This window comes from Staphylococcus sp. GDY8P67P (assembly GCF_017892545.1).
Classification (GTDB): Bacteria; Bacillota; Bacilli; order Staphylococcales; family Staphylococcaceae; genus Staphylococcus; species Staphylococcus ureilyticus.
On record NZ_JAESLH010000022.1, the window covers coordinates 58623 to 78215 of the forward strand.

General features: G+C 32.8%; 14 protein-coding genes. 13 read left to right on the forward strand and 1 reads right to left on the reverse strand.

The annotated features are described in order from the left end of the window. Positions 1-64 precede the first annotated feature (64 nt). From ystJ to pyk, 5 genes are all read left to right on the forward strand, one after another. Positions 65-1297, forward strand: coding sequence for an NADP-dependent malic enzyme (gene ystJ / locus KA833_RS08150; RefSeq protein ID WP_064208848.1), 1233 nt, complete (start codon positions 65-67; stop codon positions 1295-1297). Positions 1298-1372: 75 nt separating this feature from the next. Further along, complete coding sequence (accD, locus tag KA833_RS08155) at positions 1373-2239, forward strand: acetyl-CoA carboxylase, carboxyltransferase subunit beta (protein ID WP_046206869.1); 867 nt, start codon at positions 1373-1375, stop codon at positions 2237-2239. After that, a complete protein-coding gene (locus KA833_RS08160; RefSeq protein ID WP_046206870.1) occupies positions 2232-3176 on the forward strand; it encodes an acetyl-CoA carboxylase carboxyltransferase subunit alpha in 945 nt (314 codons plus the stop codon). The genes accD and KA833_RS08160 overlap by 8 nt, the downstream gene beginning before the upstream one ends. A gap of 394 nt (positions 3177-3570) precedes the next feature. Continuing rightward, a complete protein-coding gene (pfkA, locus tag KA833_RS08165) occupies positions 3571-4539 on the forward strand; it encodes a 6-phosphofructokinase (protein WP_046206871.1) in 969 nt (322 codons plus the stop codon). A 20-nt stretch (positions 4540-4559) separates the two neighbouring features. Beyond that, entirely contained in the window at positions 4560-6320 is a 1761-nt protein-coding gene (gene pyk / locus KA833_RS08170; RefSeq protein ID WP_046206872.1) for a pyruvate kinase, read from the forward strand. Between the two features lie 428 nt (positions 6321-6748). Here pyk and KA833_RS08175 read toward each other — a convergent pair whose 3' ends face one another. After that, the gene (locus tag KA833_RS08175) at positions 6749-8113 is read right to left on the reverse strand and encodes an amino acid permease (protein WP_070039334.1); all 1365 of its coding nucleotides are present in this window, start codon (positions 8111-8113) and stop codon (positions 6749-6751) included. 352 nt (positions 8114-8465) lie between these two features. Between KA833_RS08175 and KA833_RS08180 the strand changes: the two genes are divergently transcribed. The 8 genes from KA833_RS08180 to gap all read left to right on the forward strand — a co-directional run bounded on the left by KA833_RS08180 (position 8466) and on the right by gap (position 19522). Continuing rightward, the gene (locus tag KA833_RS08180; protein ID WP_210128444.1) at positions 8466-9584 is read left to right on the forward strand and encodes a citrate synthase; all 1119 of its coding nucleotides are present in this window, start codon (positions 8466-8468) and stop codon (positions 9582-9584) included. A gap of 49 nt (positions 9585-9633) precedes the next feature. Beyond that, positions 9634-10902 (forward strand): NADP-dependent isocitrate dehydrogenase, encoded by a 1269-nt coding sequence (gene icd / locus KA833_RS08185; protein ID WP_046206875.1) that lies wholly within the window; start codon positions 9634-9636, stop codon positions 10900-10902. A gap of 419 nt (positions 10903-11321) precedes the next feature. After that, positions 11322-12032, forward strand: coding sequence for a response regulator transcription factor (locus tag KA833_RS08190; protein ID WP_210128445.1), 711 nt, complete (start codon positions 11322-11324; stop codon positions 12030-12032). Then, a complete protein-coding gene (pnpS, locus tag KA833_RS08195) occupies positions 12032-13720 on the forward strand; it encodes a two-component system histidine kinase PnpS (protein ID WP_210128446.1) in 1689 nt (562 codons plus the stop codon). The genes KA833_RS08190 and pnpS overlap by 1 nt, the downstream gene beginning before the upstream one ends. A 361-nt stretch (positions 13721-14081) precedes the next feature. Next, entirely contained in the window at positions 14082-16712 is a 2631-nt protein-coding gene (gene polA, locus KA833_RS08200) for a DNA polymerase I (RefSeq protein WP_210139546.1), read from the forward strand. Between the two features lie 15 nt (positions 16713-16727). Beyond that, a complete protein-coding gene (gene mutM, locus KA833_RS08205; RefSeq protein WP_210128500.1) occupies positions 16728-17600 on the forward strand; it encodes a bifunctional DNA-formamidopyrimidine glycosylase/DNA-(apurinic or apyrimidinic site) lyase in 873 nt (290 codons plus the stop codon). 15 nt (positions 17601-17615) lie between these two features. Continuing rightward, complete coding sequence (gene coaE, locus KA833_RS08210; protein WP_046206879.1) at positions 17616-18242, forward strand: dephospho-CoA kinase; 627 nt, start codon at positions 17616-17618, stop codon at positions 18240-18242. A gap of 254 nt (positions 18243-18496) precedes the next feature. Beyond that, positions 18497-19522: a type I glyceraldehyde-3-phosphate dehydrogenase gene (gene gap, locus KA833_RS08215; RefSeq protein WP_046206880.1), complete on the forward strand. Its 1026-nt coding sequence runs from the start codon at positions 18497-18499 to the stop codon at positions 19520-19522. Positions 19523-19593 lie beyond the last annotated feature (71 nt).

The following is a 19593-nucleotide window of genomic DNA, read 5'->3' on the forward strand; positions in this document are numbered from 1 at the left end:
TGTTAGATTGTAATAAAAATATATATGACTGATTAAAATTATTGAATGTAAGGGGTAGGTTTACATGACATTAAGAGACGACGCACTAGAAATGCATAGAATTAATCAAGGTAAATTAGAAGTTACACCAAAAGTTCAAGTGACCAATAAAGAAGAGCTAAGTTTGGCATATTCACCCGGTGTAGCTGAACCATGTAAAGAAATACATGAAGACCCTAGAAAAGTATTTGAATATACAATGAAAGCAAATACAGTCGCGGTTGTTACAGATGGTACAGCTGTACTTGGATTGGGCAACATTGGTGCAGAAGCTAGTATTCCAGTAATGGAAGGGAAAGCAGTTTTGTTTAAAAGTTTTTCAGGCATTGATGGTGTGCCGATTGCACTAAATACTACGGATACAGATGAAATTGTAAATACGGTAAAATTATTAGAACCAAACTATGGTGGCATTAATCTTGAAGATATTTCTGCACCACGTTGTTTTGAAATTGAAGCGCGTTTAAAAAAAGAAACAAAAATACCTGTTTTTCATGATGACCAACATGGTACTGCAATTGTAACAGTTGCAGGTATGATTAATGCACTGCGCATTATAGATAAAGAATTATCTGATATAAAAGTGGTACTTAACGGAGCAGGTGCAGCAGGTATGGCAATTGTTCAATTGCTTTATTCATATGGTGTTAGAGATATGATTATGTGTGATTCCAAAGGTGCTATTTACGAAGGTCGTTCTTATGGTATGAATGATACAAAAGCATTTGTAGCTAAATGGACAAACAGAGATAAAGTAGAAGGCTCGTTAAGTGATGTCATAAAAGATGCTGACGTATTTATTGGCGTTTCTGTAGCCGATTTGTTAACAAAAGAAATGGTTGAATCAATGGCTAAAGATCCAATTATATTTGCTATGGCAAATCCGAATCCTGAAATCAATCCTGATGTAGCAAAAGAAGCAGGTGCTAAAGTAATTGGAACTGGTCGTTCGGATTATCCAAATCAAATCAATAATGTCCTTGCATTTCCTGGTATTTTTAGAGGTGCATTAGATGTAGAAGCTACGCATATAAATGAAGAGATGAAACAAGCTGCAGTAGAAGCAATTGCAAATTTAATTAAACCAGAAGAATTAAATCCAGATTACTGTATTCCTGGTCCATTTGATAAACGTGTGGCACCTTCTGTTGCTAGAGAAGTTGCAAAAGCAGCAATGGAAACAGGGGTAGCAAGAACAGATATGGACCCAGAAGAAATTTATAATAAAACAATGAAATTAACAGATTTAGATAAATAATATTCATGAATACTGATCTCAAAATATTGTGTTTATAATATTGGGAAGACAGTAATGGTTAAGTGGAGGTTTAAAATGTTTAAAGATTTTTTCAATAGAAGTAGTAAAAAGAAAAAGTATGTGACTGTTTCCGATTCAAAACAAAGTGATGTTCCAGCAGGAATTATGACAAAATGCCCGAAATGTAAGAAGATCATGTATACTAAAGAATTAGCTGAAAATTTAAATGTATGTTTCAATTGTGATCATCACATCGCTTTAACAGCGTATAAAAGAATTGAAGCCATTTCTGATGAAGGTACATTCACAGAATTTGATAAAGGAATGACCTCTGCGAATCCATTGGATTTTCCAAGTTATGAAGAAAAAATTCAAAAAGATCAACAAAAAACAGAGTTAAATGAAGCTGTTGTTACTGGTACAGCACATTTAGAAGGTATTGAATTTGGCGTAGCTGTGATGGATGCTAGATTTAGAATGGGTAGCATGGGCTCAGTGGTTGGTGAAAAGATATGTAGAATTATAGAATATTGTACTGAGCATCGTTTACCGTTCATCCTATTTTCTGCTAGTGGTGGCGCTAGAATGCAAGAAGGTATCATATCTTTAATGCAAATGGGTAAAACCAGTGTCACTTTAAAAAGACATATGGATCATGGATTGCTATATATTTCGTATATTACAAACCCAACAACAGGTGGTGTATCGGCAAGCTTTGCTTCAGTTGGTGATATTAATTTAAGTGAACCTAAAGCACTTATTGGTTTTGCTGGTAGACGAGTGATTGAACAAACGATTAATGAAAAGCTACCTGACGACTTCCAAACTGCTGAATTTTTATTAGAGCATGGACAATTAGATAAAGTTGTACATAGAAAAGAAATGAAAGTAACACTATCTAATATTTTAAAAATGCACCAAGAGGTGAAAACGAATGCTTGACTTTGAAAAGCCACTTTTTGAAATAAAAAACAAAATTGAATCGTTAAAAGAATCACAAGAAAAAAATGACGTGGACTTACAGGAAGAAATTGATATGCTTGAGGCTTCATTAGAGCGTGAAACACAAAAGGTATATACTCATTTAAAGCCATGGGATCGAGTACAATTAGCGCGCTTACAAGAAAGACCTACATCTCTAGATTATATACCTCATATTTTTGATTCCTTTATTGAGTTACATGGTGATCGTAATTTCCGAGATGATCCAGCTATGATTGGCGGTATTGGCTATTTAAATGGCCAAGCAGTTACAGTTGTTGGTCAACAACGTGGGAAAGATACCAAAGATAATATTTATCGTAACTTTGGTATGGCGCATCCTGAAGGATATAGAAAAGCCTTACGCTTAATGAAGCAAGCTGAAAAATTTAATAGACCTATTTTTACATTTATCGATACAAAAGGAGCTTATCCAGGGAAAGCAGCAGAAGAACGTGGTCAAAGTGAATCTATTGCTAAAAACCTTATCGAAATGGCAGCACTTAAAGTGCCAGTCATTGCGGTTGTAATTGGTGAAGGTGGAAGCGGTGGCGCTTTAGGTCTTGGCATTTCGAATCGTTTATTAATGCTGGAAAACAGCACATATTCTGTAATTTCACCAGAGGGTGCATCTGCATTATTATGGAAAGATAGTAATTTAGCACAAATAGCTGCGGAAACAATGAAGATTACTGCAGAAGATTTATATGAATTGAAAATTGCCGATGAAGTTTTAAAAGAACCACTTGGTGGCGCTCATCATGATATTGAAAAGCAAGCTCAAAATATAAAAAGTGCATTTTTAAAACATTTGAATGAATTAAGTGCGTTTAATGAACAACAAATCATAGATGATCGCTATGACAAATTTAGAAATATCGGCTCTTTTAATGAATAATTAAAAAGACACGAAATAATATACTTCTGCAAAGCCATTTTTTATAGTATTCATACTAACCATGTGGATTTTAAAGTCTAAGGTTTTAAAAGAGCATTAAATTGCAATCAGGTATACAGCCCCCTGATTTCATATTAGTGCTCTTTTTTTATTGAGTAAAGTAAGTCAAAAGTGGGAATTTGAGATATCTGTTTAATAAAGTAAAGTTAAAGGTATGATAAAGTATCATTGTTTTGAAAATATAAAATATAAGGAAACGCTTTCGTATTGTAAAATGTTTTTTTACAATAATTAAAAACGTTTACATGAGTTACAATGCCCTATTTTAATGGCACCTTCTATAATTTTATGGTATTTTTAGAATAAGAAATACATGTTAGAAAGGTATGTCGTCATGAAAAAAATTGCAGTGTTGACTAGCGGTGGAGATTCACCAGGCATGAACGCGGCTATTAGAGCTGTTGTTAGAAAAGCGATTTATAATAATATTGAAGTTTACGGTGTTTACCAAGGCTATCAAGGATTATTAAACGATGATATCGAGAAGTTGGAGCTCGGTTCTGTTGGAGATACAATCCAACGTGGCGGAACTTTTCTGTATTCAGCAAGGTGTCCTGAATTTAAAGAAGCAGAAGTTCGACAAAAAGCAATAGAGAACTTGCGCAAAAGAGGTATTGAAGGCCTAGTAGTAATAGGCGGAGATGGTAGCTATAGAGGTGCGCAACGCATTAGCGAAGAATGTAAAGAAATTCAAACGATAGGTGTACCAGGTACGATAGATAATGATATCAACGGTTCAGACTTTACAATTGGATTTGATACTGCATTAAATACCATTATAGATTGTGTTGATAAAATTCGCGATACGGCTTCAAGTCATGCAAGAACATTCATCATAGAAGTTATGGGTCGTGATTGTGGAGATTTAGCACTATGGGCTGGACTTTCAGTAGGAGCTGAAACAATCATTGTCCCAGAAGTGGAAACAGATATTAAAGATGTAGCTGAAAAAATTGACAACGGAATAAGACGTGGGAAAAAACATTCCATTGTTATGGTTGCAGAAGGTTGTATGTCTGGAGAAGATTGTGCAAAAGAACTGACAAAGTATATTAATGTTGATGCACGTGTATCTGTGCTTGGTCATATCCAACGTGGCGGCAGTCCAAGTGGCGCAGATAGAATGCTTGCTTCACGATTAGGTGGACATGCTGTAGACTTATTACTAGAAGGAAAAACAGCAATCGGCGTTGGTATTCGCAACAATGAATTAACAGACACTTCATTTGAAGAAATATTTAGGTCAAATGAACACAAGTTTGATTTTGAAACATTTGCTTTAGCAAATGAATTATCGATATAAAATACTGGGAGGCATTAATAATGAGAAAAACTAAAATTGTTTGTACAATTGGACCTGCATCTGAGTCTGAAGAAATGCTTGAGAAATTAATTAAAGCTGGAATGAATGTTGCGAGATTAAATTTCTCACATGGTGATCATGCAGAACATAAAGCTAGAATTGATAGAATTCGTGAAGTATCTCAAAGATTAGGTAAAACAGTTGCAATATTATTGGATACTAAAGGTCCTGAAATCCGTACTCACAACATGAAAGATGGTGCTATTGAACTTGAAAAAGGTACGGAAGTCATCGTAAGTATGACTGAAGTTGAAGGTACACCTGAAAAATTCTCAGTAACGTACGATAATCTAATAAATGATGTTCAAGAAGGCTCATATATTTTATTAGATGATGGCCTTATTGAATTACAAGTAAAACAAATAGATAAAGCAAACGGTGAAGTTGTATGTGATGTTTTAAACACTGGAGAATTAAAAAATAAAAAAGGCGTAAACTTACCAGGTGTTAAAGTAAGTTTACCAGGTATCACTGATAAAGATGCTGAAGATATTAAATTCGGTATAAGTGAAAATATTGACTTTATCGCTGCAAGTTTTGTGCGTCGTCCGAGTGATGTACTAGACATTCGTAAATTACTTGAAGATGGTAAAAACACAAACATTAGCATTATACCTAAAATCGAAAACCAAGAAGGTATTGACAATATTAAAGAAATACTTGAAGTTTCAGATGGTTTAATGGTTGCTCGTGGTGATATGGGTGTTGAAATACCACCTGAATCCGTACCAATGGTGCAAAAAGACTTAATCAGACAATGTAATAAATTAGGTAAGCCTGTTATCACAGCGACGCAAATGTTAGACTCAATGCAACGTAATCCTCGTGCGACACGTGCTGAAGCAAGTGACGTTGCGAATGCCATTTATGATGGTACAGATGCAGTTATGCTATCAGGCGAAACAGCTGCTGGATTATACCCAGAAGAAGCAGTCAAAACAATGCGTAATATTGCAATTTCAGCTGAAGCTGCACAAGATTATAAACGATTATTATCCGATCGAACTAAATTAGTGCAAACTTCATTAGTTAATGCAATTGGTGTTTCAGTAGCGCATACAGCATTAAATTTAAATGTCAAAGCGATTGTAGCAGCAACTGAAAGTGGTTCTACTGCTAGAACGATTTCTAAATATCGTCCTAAATCAGATATTATTGCGGTTACACCACATGCTGAAACTGCGCGTCAATGTGCATTGGTTTGGGGTATTCACCCTGTCGTTAAAGAAGGACGTAAAACAACAGATGCTATGTTGAACACAGCAGTTGCTACAGCGGTCGAAACTGAAAAAGTTCAAAATGGTGATTTAATCATTATTACAGCAGGTGTACCTACAGGAGAAAAAGGGACAACAAATATGATGAAATTACATCTAGTAGGTGACGAATTAGCTAAAGGTCAAGGTATCGGTAGAAATTCAGTTGTTGGAAATACTTTAGTAGTGAATGATGCGAGTGAACTTGAAGGCAAAGATTTAAGTGAAACGGTCATTGTCACAACTTCTGTAGATGAAACGCTTGTCCCTTACATTGAAAAAGCCAGTGGCTTAATTGCTGAAGAGAGCGGCATCACTTCTCCGAGCGCAATTATAGGTCTAGAAAAAGGCATTCCAACAATTGTAGGTGTTGAAAATGCGACTAAAGAGATACAAAATGATATCTTGATTACGGTAGATGCAAATCAAGGAAAAGTATTTGAAGGATATGCGAACGTACTTTAATCATAGTTATCATATGCTAAATCCTTACTCATAATATAAGCAACATAAGTGATAATACAAATTAAAAATGCACTTCCATTTATAAATGGAAGTGCATTTTTTCTAGATATAAAACTTTAACATCGTTACTCGATTTATAATCGTCACTTAAAGTAATACATCATACCATAAAAACATTAACAGATTGCGCTTATTTGATTGATATAAAACACATGTTAAGCATGTCAAAAGTTATCTGTTTAAATGAATTCGATATGATATATACACCGTGTATTGAGATACTCAAATACTATTGTTAAACACTACACATAACGATGTAGCATCAATTCTCTTTTTTATACAGAAATAGCACAAGACCATTTTATGTCTTAGGCTATTGTATTAGATTATTGATGTGTTGAAGCATTCAACAATAGTTGTTGATAGGATTACTTCATATCTGAAGTAGCGAATTTTTTATATCTTAGATACATAAGACTCAAGATGATAAACCAAATAGGTGTTAAATAGACTGCTCTTCTTGTTTCTACATTTACGAAAAGTAAGCAAAATACTAAAAAGAAGAAAATCAAAATGATATACCCAATATATTTACCACCAAATAATTTATATGTAGCATTTTTGTGCATTTCTGGGTTTTGGCGATGATAATTAATGTAAGCAACAATAATTAAAGCCCAAACGACTAAAAATAGTACAGTTGAAACAGTTGTAATATATGTGAATACTAAAGTTGCGTTTGGAATAATATAGTTCAATAAGGCTGAAATTAACAATAGAGCACATGAGACTAAGATTGCTATGTGAGGCACACCATTTTTGTTTGTTTTTTCAAAAATAGGGGGTGCTTGTTTTTGATTTGAAAGCCCAAATAACATACGGCTGTTTGAAAATATACCACTATTACAAGAAGAAGCAGCAGCTGTTAATACTACAAAGTTGATGATGCCTGCTGCAAATGGAATACCAATTAAAGCAAATAATCTCACAAAGGGACTTTCTTCTGGATTAATATTGTTCCAAGGGATGATTGACATAATTACAGTCAATGCACCAACATAAAATACTAAAATTCTAATCGGAACGCTGTTGATTGCTTTTGGAATCGTTTTAGTTGGATCTTTTGTTTCGCCAGCCGTCACGCCAATCAATTCAATCCCTACAAAGGAAAAGAGTGCCATTTGAAATGACATTAAAAATCCACTAATCCCTTTTGGGAAAATACCATGTTGATATAAATTAGTTAACGAGGTGTGTCCAAATTGTGTATCGTATGCCATGACAATCATTACAATGCCAACGACAATAAGTGCTAAGATTGTAACTACTTTGATGATGGAAAACCAAAACTCTAGTTCTCCAAAAAGTTTAGCGCTTAATAAATTGAGTGACATTAAAATTAATACACAAAATAGAGCACTTATCCAATTGGGTATATGTGGGAACCAGAAACTAACGTATTTAGCAACAGCTGTAACCTCTGCCATACCTGTAATAATCCAACACAACCAATATGTCCATCCGGTAACAAATCCAGCAAATGAACCTATGTATTGATTTGTTACATCAGCAAAAGATTTAAAATTCGTATTTGTTACAAGAATTTCACCTAAGCCTCGCATAAACATAAATAACATAAATCCTATAATGATATATGTAAGTAAAATCGAAGGACCAGTTAATGCTATGGTTTGACCTGCTCCTAAGAAAAGCCCTGTGCCGATTGCACCTCCAATTGCAATTAACTGTATATGCCTATTGCTGAGTTCTCTTTGTAACTGTTGTTTTGCCATAAGTTTTAACTCCTTTATTAAGTTATTTATTATTATGATACGCAATTTAAAATAAAACAACACTTTTTTATAGTTGTATCTTAAAAAAGTCAGTGTAATATTATATTAATAATTTGTTATTAATCATGATAACCAATTAAAAACTTTGATAAATTGAAGAAAGGGTAATTACATATTAGAATGATGATATAACAACGTTCATTAATTATGGCGTGTTTATGGGCATATAAACAAATCATCATTTCTTAATGATTAACTAGGAATTTAAACTGAAATATTCACAAAAACGTAAATATTGGCTATAATAGTTTATGAAAGCCGTTTCATTATGAAATAGAAAAGGGGAATATATATGGCAGAGTTACAAAAAGGTTTAGAAGGGGTAATTGCAGCAGAAACTAAAGTGAGCTCTATCATTGATAGTCAACTTACATATGCTGGCTATGAAATTGATGATTTAGCCGAAAATGCTGAATTTGAAGAAGTAGTCTTTTTATTATGGCATTACCGATTACCTAATAAAGAAGAATTACAATCATTTAAAGAAAAACTCTTTAACTATATGACATTAAATCCTAGAGTATATAATCATTTTAAAGAGTACGCTACTAGTAATGTACATCCAATGACAGCATTAAGAACATCAGTGTCTTACGTTGCGCACTTTGATGAACATGCTGAGGATGAAAGTGAAGATCAAACGATGGAACGTGCAGTACGCATTCAAGCTAAAATCGCTTCACTTGTTACAGCATATGCTAGAGTTAGAGAAGGCAAAGAACCTGTTAAACCTAGCAGTGATTTAAATTATGCTGGTAATTTCTTATATATGTTACGTGGTGAATTACCAACAGATATCGAAGTTGAAGCATTTAATAAAGCGTTGGTATTACATGCAGATCATGAGTTGAATGCTTCTACCTTTACTGCAAGATGTGCAGTGTCTTCATTATCAGACATGTATTCAGGTATTGTAGCAGCCGTCGGTTCTTTAAAAGGTCCATTACACGGTGGGGCAAATGAGCGTGTAATGAGTATGTTATCAGAAGTTAAGTCTATTGATGATGTAGATGAATACATTGATAATAAAATTAAAAATAAAGAGAAAATAATGGGATTCGGTCACCGTGTATATAAAAATGGTGATCCAAGAGCGAAATTCTTAAAAGAGATGAGTAGAAAGATTACATCCGAAACAGGCCAAAGCCAGTTATTTGATATATCTGTAAAAATAGCTGATAAAATGAAAGAAGAAAAAGGCCTTATTGCTAATGTGGATTTCTATAGTGCAACTGTATATCACAGTATGAATATTGAACATGATTTATTCACACCTATTTTTGCAGTTAGTAGAACTTCAGGTTGGATTGCACATATTCTTGAACAATATAGAGATAATAGAATTATGCGTCCAAGAGCACAATATATTGGTCAAACTAATAGAACTTATGAACCAATTGAAGAAAGATAATCACGAATTAACATAAATAAAACAATTCAAATGATGGAGGTATTTTTACATGGCAGGAGAAAAAGTAGTAAAAACAGCAGAAGGGTTAACTGTACCAAATAATCCTATCATTCCTTATATTATCGGTGACGGTATTGGACCAGATATTTGGTCAGCTGCTAGTAGAGTCATTGACGCAGCCGTAGAACAGGCTTATAACGGTGAAAAGAAAATTGAATGGAAAGAAGTACTTGCAGGTCAAAAAGCTTATGATGAAACAGGCGAATGGTTACCACAAGAAACTTTAGATACAATCAATGAATATTTAATTGCAATTAAAGGACCACTTACTACACCAATCGGCGGAGGTATTCGTTCATTAAACGTTGCACTACGTCAAGAACTTGATCTATTTACTTGCTTAAGACCAGTACGTTGGTTCCAAGGCGTACCTTCACCAGTTAAACGTCCGGAAGATACTGATATGGTTATTTTCCGTGAAAACACAGAAGATATCTATGCTGGTATTGAATTTAAAGAAGGAACACCAGAAGTTAAAAAATTAATCGATTTCTTACAAGATGAAATGGGTGCTAAAAATATAAGATTCCCAGAAACATCAGGCATTGGTGTGAAACCAGTTTCAAAAGAAGGTACAGAGCGTTTAGTTCGTGCAGCGATTCAATATGCTCTAGATAATAATCGTAAATCTGTAACTCTAGTTCATAAAGGTAATATTATGAAATTTACAGAGGGTGCTTTCAAACAATGGGGCTATGATTTAGCACATAATGAATTTGGTGATAAAGTCTTTACATGGCAACAATATGATGAAATTGTTGAAAAAGATGGTAAAGAAAAAGCTAATGAAGTTCAAGAACAAGCTGAAAAAGACGGTAAAATTATCATCAAAGATTCCATTGCAGATATTTTCTTACAACAAATATTGACACGTCCTGCAGATCACGATGTAGTAGCTACGATGAATCTTAACGGTGACTATGTGTCAGATGCGTTAGCAGCACAAGTTGGCGGTATTGGTATTGCACCAGGCGCAAATATTAACTATGAAACTGGCCATGCGATATTTGAAGCTACACACGGTACTGCACCAAAATATGCTGGTTTAAATAAAGTAAACCCATCATCTGAAATTTTAAGTGCTTCATTAATGCTTGAGCACCTAGGTTGGCAAGAAGCAGCTGACAAGATTACTGAGTCTATCGAAAAAACAATTGCTTCAAAAGTCGTTACTTATGACTTCGCACGTTTAATGGATGGTGCAAAAGAAGTATCTACATCTGAATTCGCTGATGAATTAATCAAAAATATTAAATAAAATGACAATAAATAACAATAAAGAAGTATTTTTCTAAGGAAAATAAATACTTTAGCTTAAGAGCGAGGATATGAAATCATGATTATTATGATTTCTATCTCGCTCTTTTATTTTGATTAAATTATATTTTACGAGCAAGCAAATCTTAGCAAAATATAATTTAAACGAAAGATTTAATAGTTAGAATATAAAATTAATGTTAAGGTATTATTAAAATCAGGAATAATAAGTATATTCAATACCAGTTATTGATTCATTGAAGAATAGTTTATGTAGACGATACAAATTCTTTGTGCTTTCTTTACAAATAACTAATTATTTTCTATTTATTAAGTTTATGTAAAAATACTTTTAAGTATGTTATTTTTATTAAAATTTACGTTATAATTAATTTGTAATCATAAATTTGGAGGTATACTATGTCACAAAAAGTACTTGTAGTAGATGATGAGCAATCAATTGTAACCTTGTTAAAATATAATTTAGAGCAAGCTGGATATATCGTGGATGTTGCCTATGATGGTGAAGAAGCATTAGAAAAAGTGAATGCTGTAAATCCAGAATTGGTTGTATTAGATGTTATGCTTCCTAAAAAAGATGGAATCGAAGTTTGTAAAACGATCCGATCTGATAAAAATTTAGTGCCAATTTTAATGTTAACTGCTAAAGATGATGAATTTGATCGTGTGTTAGGTATAGAACTTGGTGCAGACGATTATATGACTAAGCCATTTTCACCGAGAGAAGTGGTAGCTAGAGTTAAAGCCATTTTAAGACGATCTGCCATGATCAATGAAGCAGTACCAGTTGAAAATGATGAAGATGATATTTTAATTGGTTCTATCAGAATTAGACCAGAATATTTTGAGGTTTACCGTGGTGATGAATTATTAGAACTCACACCTAAGGAATTTGAACTGTTACTATATCTTATTGAAAGACAAGGCAGAGTAATTACACGTGAGCATATGCTAAACTCTGTTTGGAATTACGAATTTGCAGGTGACTCAAGAATTGTGGATGTACATATTAGTCATTTAAGAGATAAATTGGAAGAGAACCCTAAGCAGCCTAAATTGATCAAAACAGTTAGAGGTTTAGGCTATAAATTGGAAAGACCTAAAGTCTAATGTTGAAGTTTCACCAAAGACTCTTATTTTTATTATGTACCATCGTTATCATTAGTTTTGTTGCATTAGGTGCAATAATTACACATGTCATTTACAATACAGTCATATCAAGCCAGCAAGGTGACTTAGAACACCAAGCACAACATTTAGTCAGTTTATACAATCATGATAAAACAGATGAAATCAAAGATATTGCAAAAAACGAAAATTTTACTTTGATACTTACTGAAGGTAACGATGAAGTATTTTCCACAAAAGCAGGGACCCCATTTAATAATGATATTAATAATGAAGCGAATCCTTCCAAAATAATTTACGATAAAATAGGGGATGACCGTAGATACACTTTTAAAACTTCGATTAGAGATAAAGATGTGATTATCAGTGGTGTTAATAATCAAATATTAGAACTACAAATAGGTATATGGAAATATGTAGGTTTAATTGGATTATTTGTATTGGTTATTATTTTCTTTGTCGTGAGAAGCATTAATAGAACTTACATTAGACCGATAAATGAAGTTACATATGCAACAAACCTATTAGCCGAAGGTTATTATCATGTTAGGGTTCCAGAAAGTAATGTTAAAGAAACGAGAGAATTATTCGTCACCACTAATGAGCTAGCCAGAAGATTACAACGATTAAATCATAAACAAAAGTTACAATCTAATCGATTGAAAACAACGATAGAAAATATTCCTAGTTCAATTTTAATGATAGATAAATATGGTGAGATTGTAATTGCAAACAAATCATATTATGATGTGTTTAATCCTGAGAATGTTGTAGAACATAAAAGCTATATCGACTTTATAGATCCAGAGATTCAAAAGTTAATCGCCGAAGCATTTAAAGTTGAAAAATCAACTTATGATCAAATAGAGTTGACAATTGACCAAGTCCACCAAAAATACTTTGACACAGCATGTATTCCAATTTTATCTAAAAGTAAAAAGAATCTTTACGGTATGGTAGTCGTGCTACATGATATTACAAATTTGAAAAAATTAGAAAATTTAAGACGTGAATTCGTTGCTAATGTATCACATGAATTGAAAACACCTATCACTTCTATAAAAGGCTTCGCCGAAACACTTTTAGATGGTGCTAAAAATGATGAACAAACATTAAATGACTTCTTAAATATCATTTCTAAAGAATCGAATCGTATTGAAACATTAGTATATGACTTATTAGATTTGTCTCATGTTGAGCAACAAACACAATTAGAAACAGAACCAACAAGTTTATCTGAAATTGCTGAGTCAACAATGAAGCATATGCAAAATATCGCAGAAAGTAAAAATATAACAATAGTTAATGAGATTGAACCAGATATTATTATTGAGGCAAATAAAGATAAAGTTTCGCAAGTAGCACTTAATTTACTTTCGAACGCAATAAGTTATTCTAAAGTTTCTAGTCAAGTCATTGTGCGTGTTTTCAAAGAAGGTAATAAGCGTGTGCTTGAAGTTCAAGATTTTGGTATTGGTATTAGTAAGCAAGATCAAAAACATATCTTTGAACGCTTTTATCGTGTAGATAAAGCCCGCAGTAGAGATTCAGGAGGCACAGGTTTAGGCTTATCTATTACAAAGCATATTATGGAAGCCCATCAAGGTAGAATTAATGTGTTTAGTGAACCAGAAAAGGGTTCAACTTTTAGAGTCACATTTTTTGATTAAAATAATAACTACGATCGATTTAACCATAACCATCATAGGCCAAGGTTAATCGGTCGTTTTATTTTGTGTTAGTAAAAATAGAGTAAGAAAAACTCAAATTTATTAGAAATCATTGTTTTGTCCTATACAAAGAGAAAAGTGCTTGTGATTGAATAGGTTGGAAAGCTTCCTGTGATAGAGACGATAAACATGTGCATAGTGATGCTTAATCATTAAACTATAATATGTGGATTAACAGTGACTGACAATAACATGGAGATTAATTGAAATAATTATTTTATCTCAACCTCATCGAATGAATACGGATTGACCTATAATTTATGATAAAATGGAAGGTAAATATGTGTTGGAGGTTAAAATATTGAATAAATTAATTTTAATTGATGGAAACAGTTTGAGCTTTAGAGCTTTTTATGCGTTACCATTATTACAAAATAAAGCTGGTATTCATACGAACGCCGTTTATGGTTTTGCAATGTTGTTGGAAAAAATTATAAAAGAAGAACAACCCACACATTTTTTAGTTGCTTTTGATGCTGGGAAAACAACATTTAGACATGCGCAATATAGTGAATATAAAGGTGGACGACAATCCACTCCTCCAGAACTTAGTGAGCAATTTCCATACGTTAGACAATTATTGGATGCATACCGTATCAAACGTTACGAATTAGAAAACTATGAAGCAGATGACATTATAGGTACTTTAAGCAAACAAGCTAATCATGAAAACTTCCAAACAATAATCATTACTGGTGATCGTGACTTAACACAATTAGCTACTGACGATGTTACAATCTATTACACTAAAAAGGGTGTTACAGATGTCGACCATTATACTCCAGAATTTATAGCTGAAAAATATAATGGTTTATCGCCGAAACAAATTATTGATATGAAAGGTCTAATGGGGGATAGTTCTGATAATATTCCTGGTGTGGCAGGCGTTGGAGAAAAAACAGCTATTAAACTATTAAACCAATTTTCCACAGTAGAAAATGTATACGAACATATTGATGAAGTTTCGGGTAAAAAATTGAAAGAAAAGCTTGAAAATAGTAAAGATGATGCTTTAATGAGTAAAACGTTGGCGACTATCAATTGTGATAGTCCAATTGAAGTATCATTAGAAGATACTAAATTGCCTGATCAATCAGATACTGATGACAAAATTGAACTATTTAAAAAATTAGAATTTAACCAACTCTTAGACCAGATGGATGCTTCAATTAATGACTCTGACGTTCAAGAGATGGATATTGAACTAGAAGATGATTTTACAAAAATTGATTTCAACTCATTAAAAACAGCAATCATCCATTTCGAGTTAGATGGTGCCAATTACTTAAAAGACAATATTTTGAAATTTGGCTTCTTCGATGGTCAACATTATGTCGTAGTCAATGCCGAACAACTTTCACAAAATCAGTCACTGGTTGCTTGGCTTGAAAATGAGAAGACTGAAAAAATCGTCTACGATGCCAAAAAGTCTTATATCGTAGCACATCGACTTGGTATTAATATTAAGCATATTGTGTTTGATGTGATGCTAGCTAGTTACATTATTGATCCTTCACGCACAATAGATGATGTGAATTCTGTGGTAGCAAACTATGGTCAGCATTATGTTCAATCAAGTGTAGCAATATATGGAAAAGGCAAGAAAAAACAAATTCCATCAGATGACGTATTAAATCCTTATGTGGGAACTATTATCAACGCCATTAACCAAGTTAAACCAAAAATTCAACAACAATTGGATGACTATAATCAAACTGATTTATTACATCATTTAGAATTACCGTTGGCTCGTATTTTAAGTAAAATGGAAGAAACAGGCATTTATACTGAACTTAGTGAACTACAACAAATGGAAGTAGAAATTCAAAGTAAATTAGATGTCTTAATTGACAATATCTATGATGCTGCAGGTGAAAAGTTTAATATTAACTCACCAAAACAATTAGGTGTTGTATTATTTGAAACATTAAAGTTACCTGTCATTAAAAAGACAAAGACAGGATACTCTACAGCGGTTGATGTATTAGAACAGTTACAAGGAGAACATCCAATCATAGAATATATTTTAGAATATAGGCAATTAGCTAAATTACAATCAACGTATGTTGAAGGCTTACAAAAAGTGATTGCTGAAGATAATCGTATTCATACTCGATTTAATCAAACATTGGCTCAAACTGGACGTCTATCATCAATCGATCCAAACCTTCAAAATATACCAGTCCGTTTAGAAGAAGGTCGAAAAATTAGAAAAGCATTTAAGTCAAGCGATAAAAATAATGTTATCTTTTCAGCCGATTATTCACAAATTGAATTAAGAGTACTGGCACATATTACACAAGATGAAAGTTTGAAACAGGCGTTCATCAATGATGAAGATATTCATACAGCCACAGCAGTGAAAGTTTTTGACGTAGAACCTGAAAATGTTGATAGTTTAATGCGGAGACAAGCAAAAGCTGTGAATTTTGGTATTGTTTATGGTATAAGTGACTATGGATTAAGCCAAAGCTTGGGAATAACTAGAAAACAAGCCAAAAAATTTATAGATGATTATCTGGACAGTTTCCCTGGTGTTAAACAATATATGGAAGACATAGTTAAAGATTGTAAAGCGCAAGGTTATGTAGAGACACTGCTTCATAGAAGACGCTATATTCCAGATATTACAAGTAGAAATTTTAATTTAAGAAGTTTTGCTGAAAGAACAGCAATGAATACACCTATACAAGGAAGCGCAGCAGATATCATCAAACTTGCGATGGTTCATTTTGCTAACGAGGTTAAACATACAGATTTTCATGCTCAACTATTACTACAAGTACACGATGAGTTAATTTTTGAATTGCCAGAAGAAGAAGTAGAAGACTTTGAAAAATTTATTGAAAAGATAATGGATAATGCATTGAAATTAGATGTTCCATTGAAAGTAGAATCTAGTTATGGACAAACATGGTATGACGCGAAATAGAAAGAGGGGAATATGGTGCCTGAACTACCTGAAGTTGAACATGTTACAAGAGGGATAAGGCCTTTTGTAAAAGGGCAAAAAATTGAGGATATTATGTTCTCTGATAAAGTGATAGAAGGAAAAAATAATAATAAAGAAACGATTATTAAAGGGTTATCTTTAGATACATTTAAACATTATACTAAAGGCTACACGATTCATAATATTGAAAGACGTAGCAAATATATTGTTTTTTATATTGAAAATAGTTCGACACAAAGAATAATTATTAGCCATTTAGGTATGGCAGGTGGGTTTTTTGTCGTAGATCATTTAGAAGATATCAGTGCTCCCAATTATCGTAAACATTGGCATGTTATTTTTAAATTAGATAATGACAAACTCTTAGTTTACTCAGATATTCGGAGATTTGGTGAGATTAGAAATGTTGCTTCATTTGAAGGATATCCATCATTTTTAAAAATCGCACCGGAACCTTTTGAGAAAGAAGCATTACCACATTATATGTCATGGTTTGATAAAAAATTATATCAAAATAAACCAATCAAACAAATGATATTAGACCATAGAGTAGTTTCAGGTTGTGGTAACATCTATGCCTGTGAAGCATTATTTAGAGCAGGTATCCATCCAGCACGTATATCTAAAGATTTAAATTATCAAGAAAAAGAAATGTTATTTTATTATGTTCAAGAAGTGTTAGAAGCGGGTATTAAATATGGAGGTACCAGTATTTCAGATTATCTCCATGCAGATGGAAGTACAGGTACGATGCAACAACATTTAAATGTATATAAACAAAAGACATGTAAAGTGTGCGGAAATGATATTGAGACACAAATCATTGCAACACGTAATAGTCATTTCTGTCCTGTATGTCAAAAATGAAGGAAGAGTGAAATTATGCCTAAAGTTATTGGATTAACTGGTGGTATCGCATCAGGAAAATCAACTGTTTCAGAATTGTTAACAGCACATGGTTTTAAAATTGTTGATGCAGATATTGCATCACGTAAAGCTGTTGAAAAAGGTTCTGAAGGACTAGAGCAGGTGCGTTCAACATTCGGAGAAGAAGCAATCGATGAAGATGGTAATATGAACCGAGAATATGTAGGAGATATTATTTTCAACTATCCAGAAAAAAGATTAGAATTAAATGAAATCGTACATCCAATTGTTAGAACCATTATGGAACAAGAAAAAGAAGCATTTCTAAAAGATGGATATAATGTAATAATGGATATCCCATTACTTTATGAAAATGAACTACAAGATACAGTCGATGAAGTATGGCTTGTCTATACTTCTGAAAGTATCCAAATTGATAGATTAATGCAACGTAATGATATTTCTATGGAGGATGCAAAGGCACGTGTTTATAGTCAAATATCCATAGATAAAAAACGCAGAATGGCAGACCATGTTATCGATAATCGAGATTCTAAATTAGATTTAAAACAAAACTTAGAACAATTATTAACTGATGAAGGTTATATCGAAAGTGAAACAGGTCATTCGCAAGAAATTTAAATAACAATGTTTTTAAAATCATACTTATTTGATTCCTTCAAAGTGGACATTTAATAAATGAAAACTTTGGAGGGATTTTTTTGTATATCAATAATAATAAGGATAAAGATTTTTCTAAAATTAATCGTTTAGAAAACTACAATTTTAATTATTTTAAGTTTTTTAAATTTTTCTTTAAGAAAACGCTTTCGCATTTATCGATTTATGTTATACTAATTCCATAAAGTATAACACTAAAACGAGGGGTGCTTCGAATGACGACAAATATTGCAATTAATGGAATGGGTAGAATAGGAAGAATGGTATTAAGAATAGCGCTAAAAAATGAAAATATGAATGTAGTCGCGATTAATGCTAGCTATCCACCAGAAACAATTGCTCACCTAATCAATTATGATACAACACATGGTAATTTCGATTTAAAGGTAGAACCTATTGAGAATGGTATAAAAGTTGATGACCGTGAAATAAAACTTGTTGCTGACAGAAATCCAGAAAATTTACCATGGGGCGAACTTGATGTAGATATTGTAATTGAAGCTACTGGTAAATTTAATCACGGTGATAAAGCAGTCGCTCATATTTCGGCTGGTGCTAAAAAAGTGTTGTTAACAGGACCATCTAAAGGTGGAGATGTACAAATGATTGTTAAAGGTGTGAATAATGATCAATTAGACATTGAAAAATATGATATCTTTAGTAATGCTTCTTGTACAACGAATTGCATTGGGCCTGTGGCAAAAGTACTTAATGACCAATTCGGTATTCAAAATGGTTTAATGACAACAGTGCATGCTATTACTAATGATCAAAATAATATTGATAATCCACATAAAGACTTAAGACGTGCGCGTTCATGTAATGAAAGTATTATTCCTACTTCGACTGGAGCGGCTAAAGCACTTAAAGAAGTTTTACCTGAACTAGAAGGCAAACTACATGGCATGGCTTTAAGAGTGCCGACTAAAAATGTATCATTAGTTGATTTAGTGGTTGATTTAGATACTAACGTCACAGTAGAACAAGTTAATGAAGCTTTCAGAAATAACACATTAGAAGATGTGATTGCGACTGAAGATGCACCGCTTGTATCTATGGACTTTAACACAAATCCACATTCAGCCATTATTGATACACAAAGTACAATGATTATGGGTGAAAATAAAGTGAAAGTTATAGCTTGGTATGATAATGAATGGGGTTATTCAAATAGAGTTGTTGATGTTGCCGAAGAAATTGGTCAATTATTAAAAAATAATGTATCAACTGTTGTTAATTAATAGCCTAATTACTGTAAATATTTAATGTGGTTACTGCTTTGTAATTGCGTATCCAAGAAAATTAATTTATT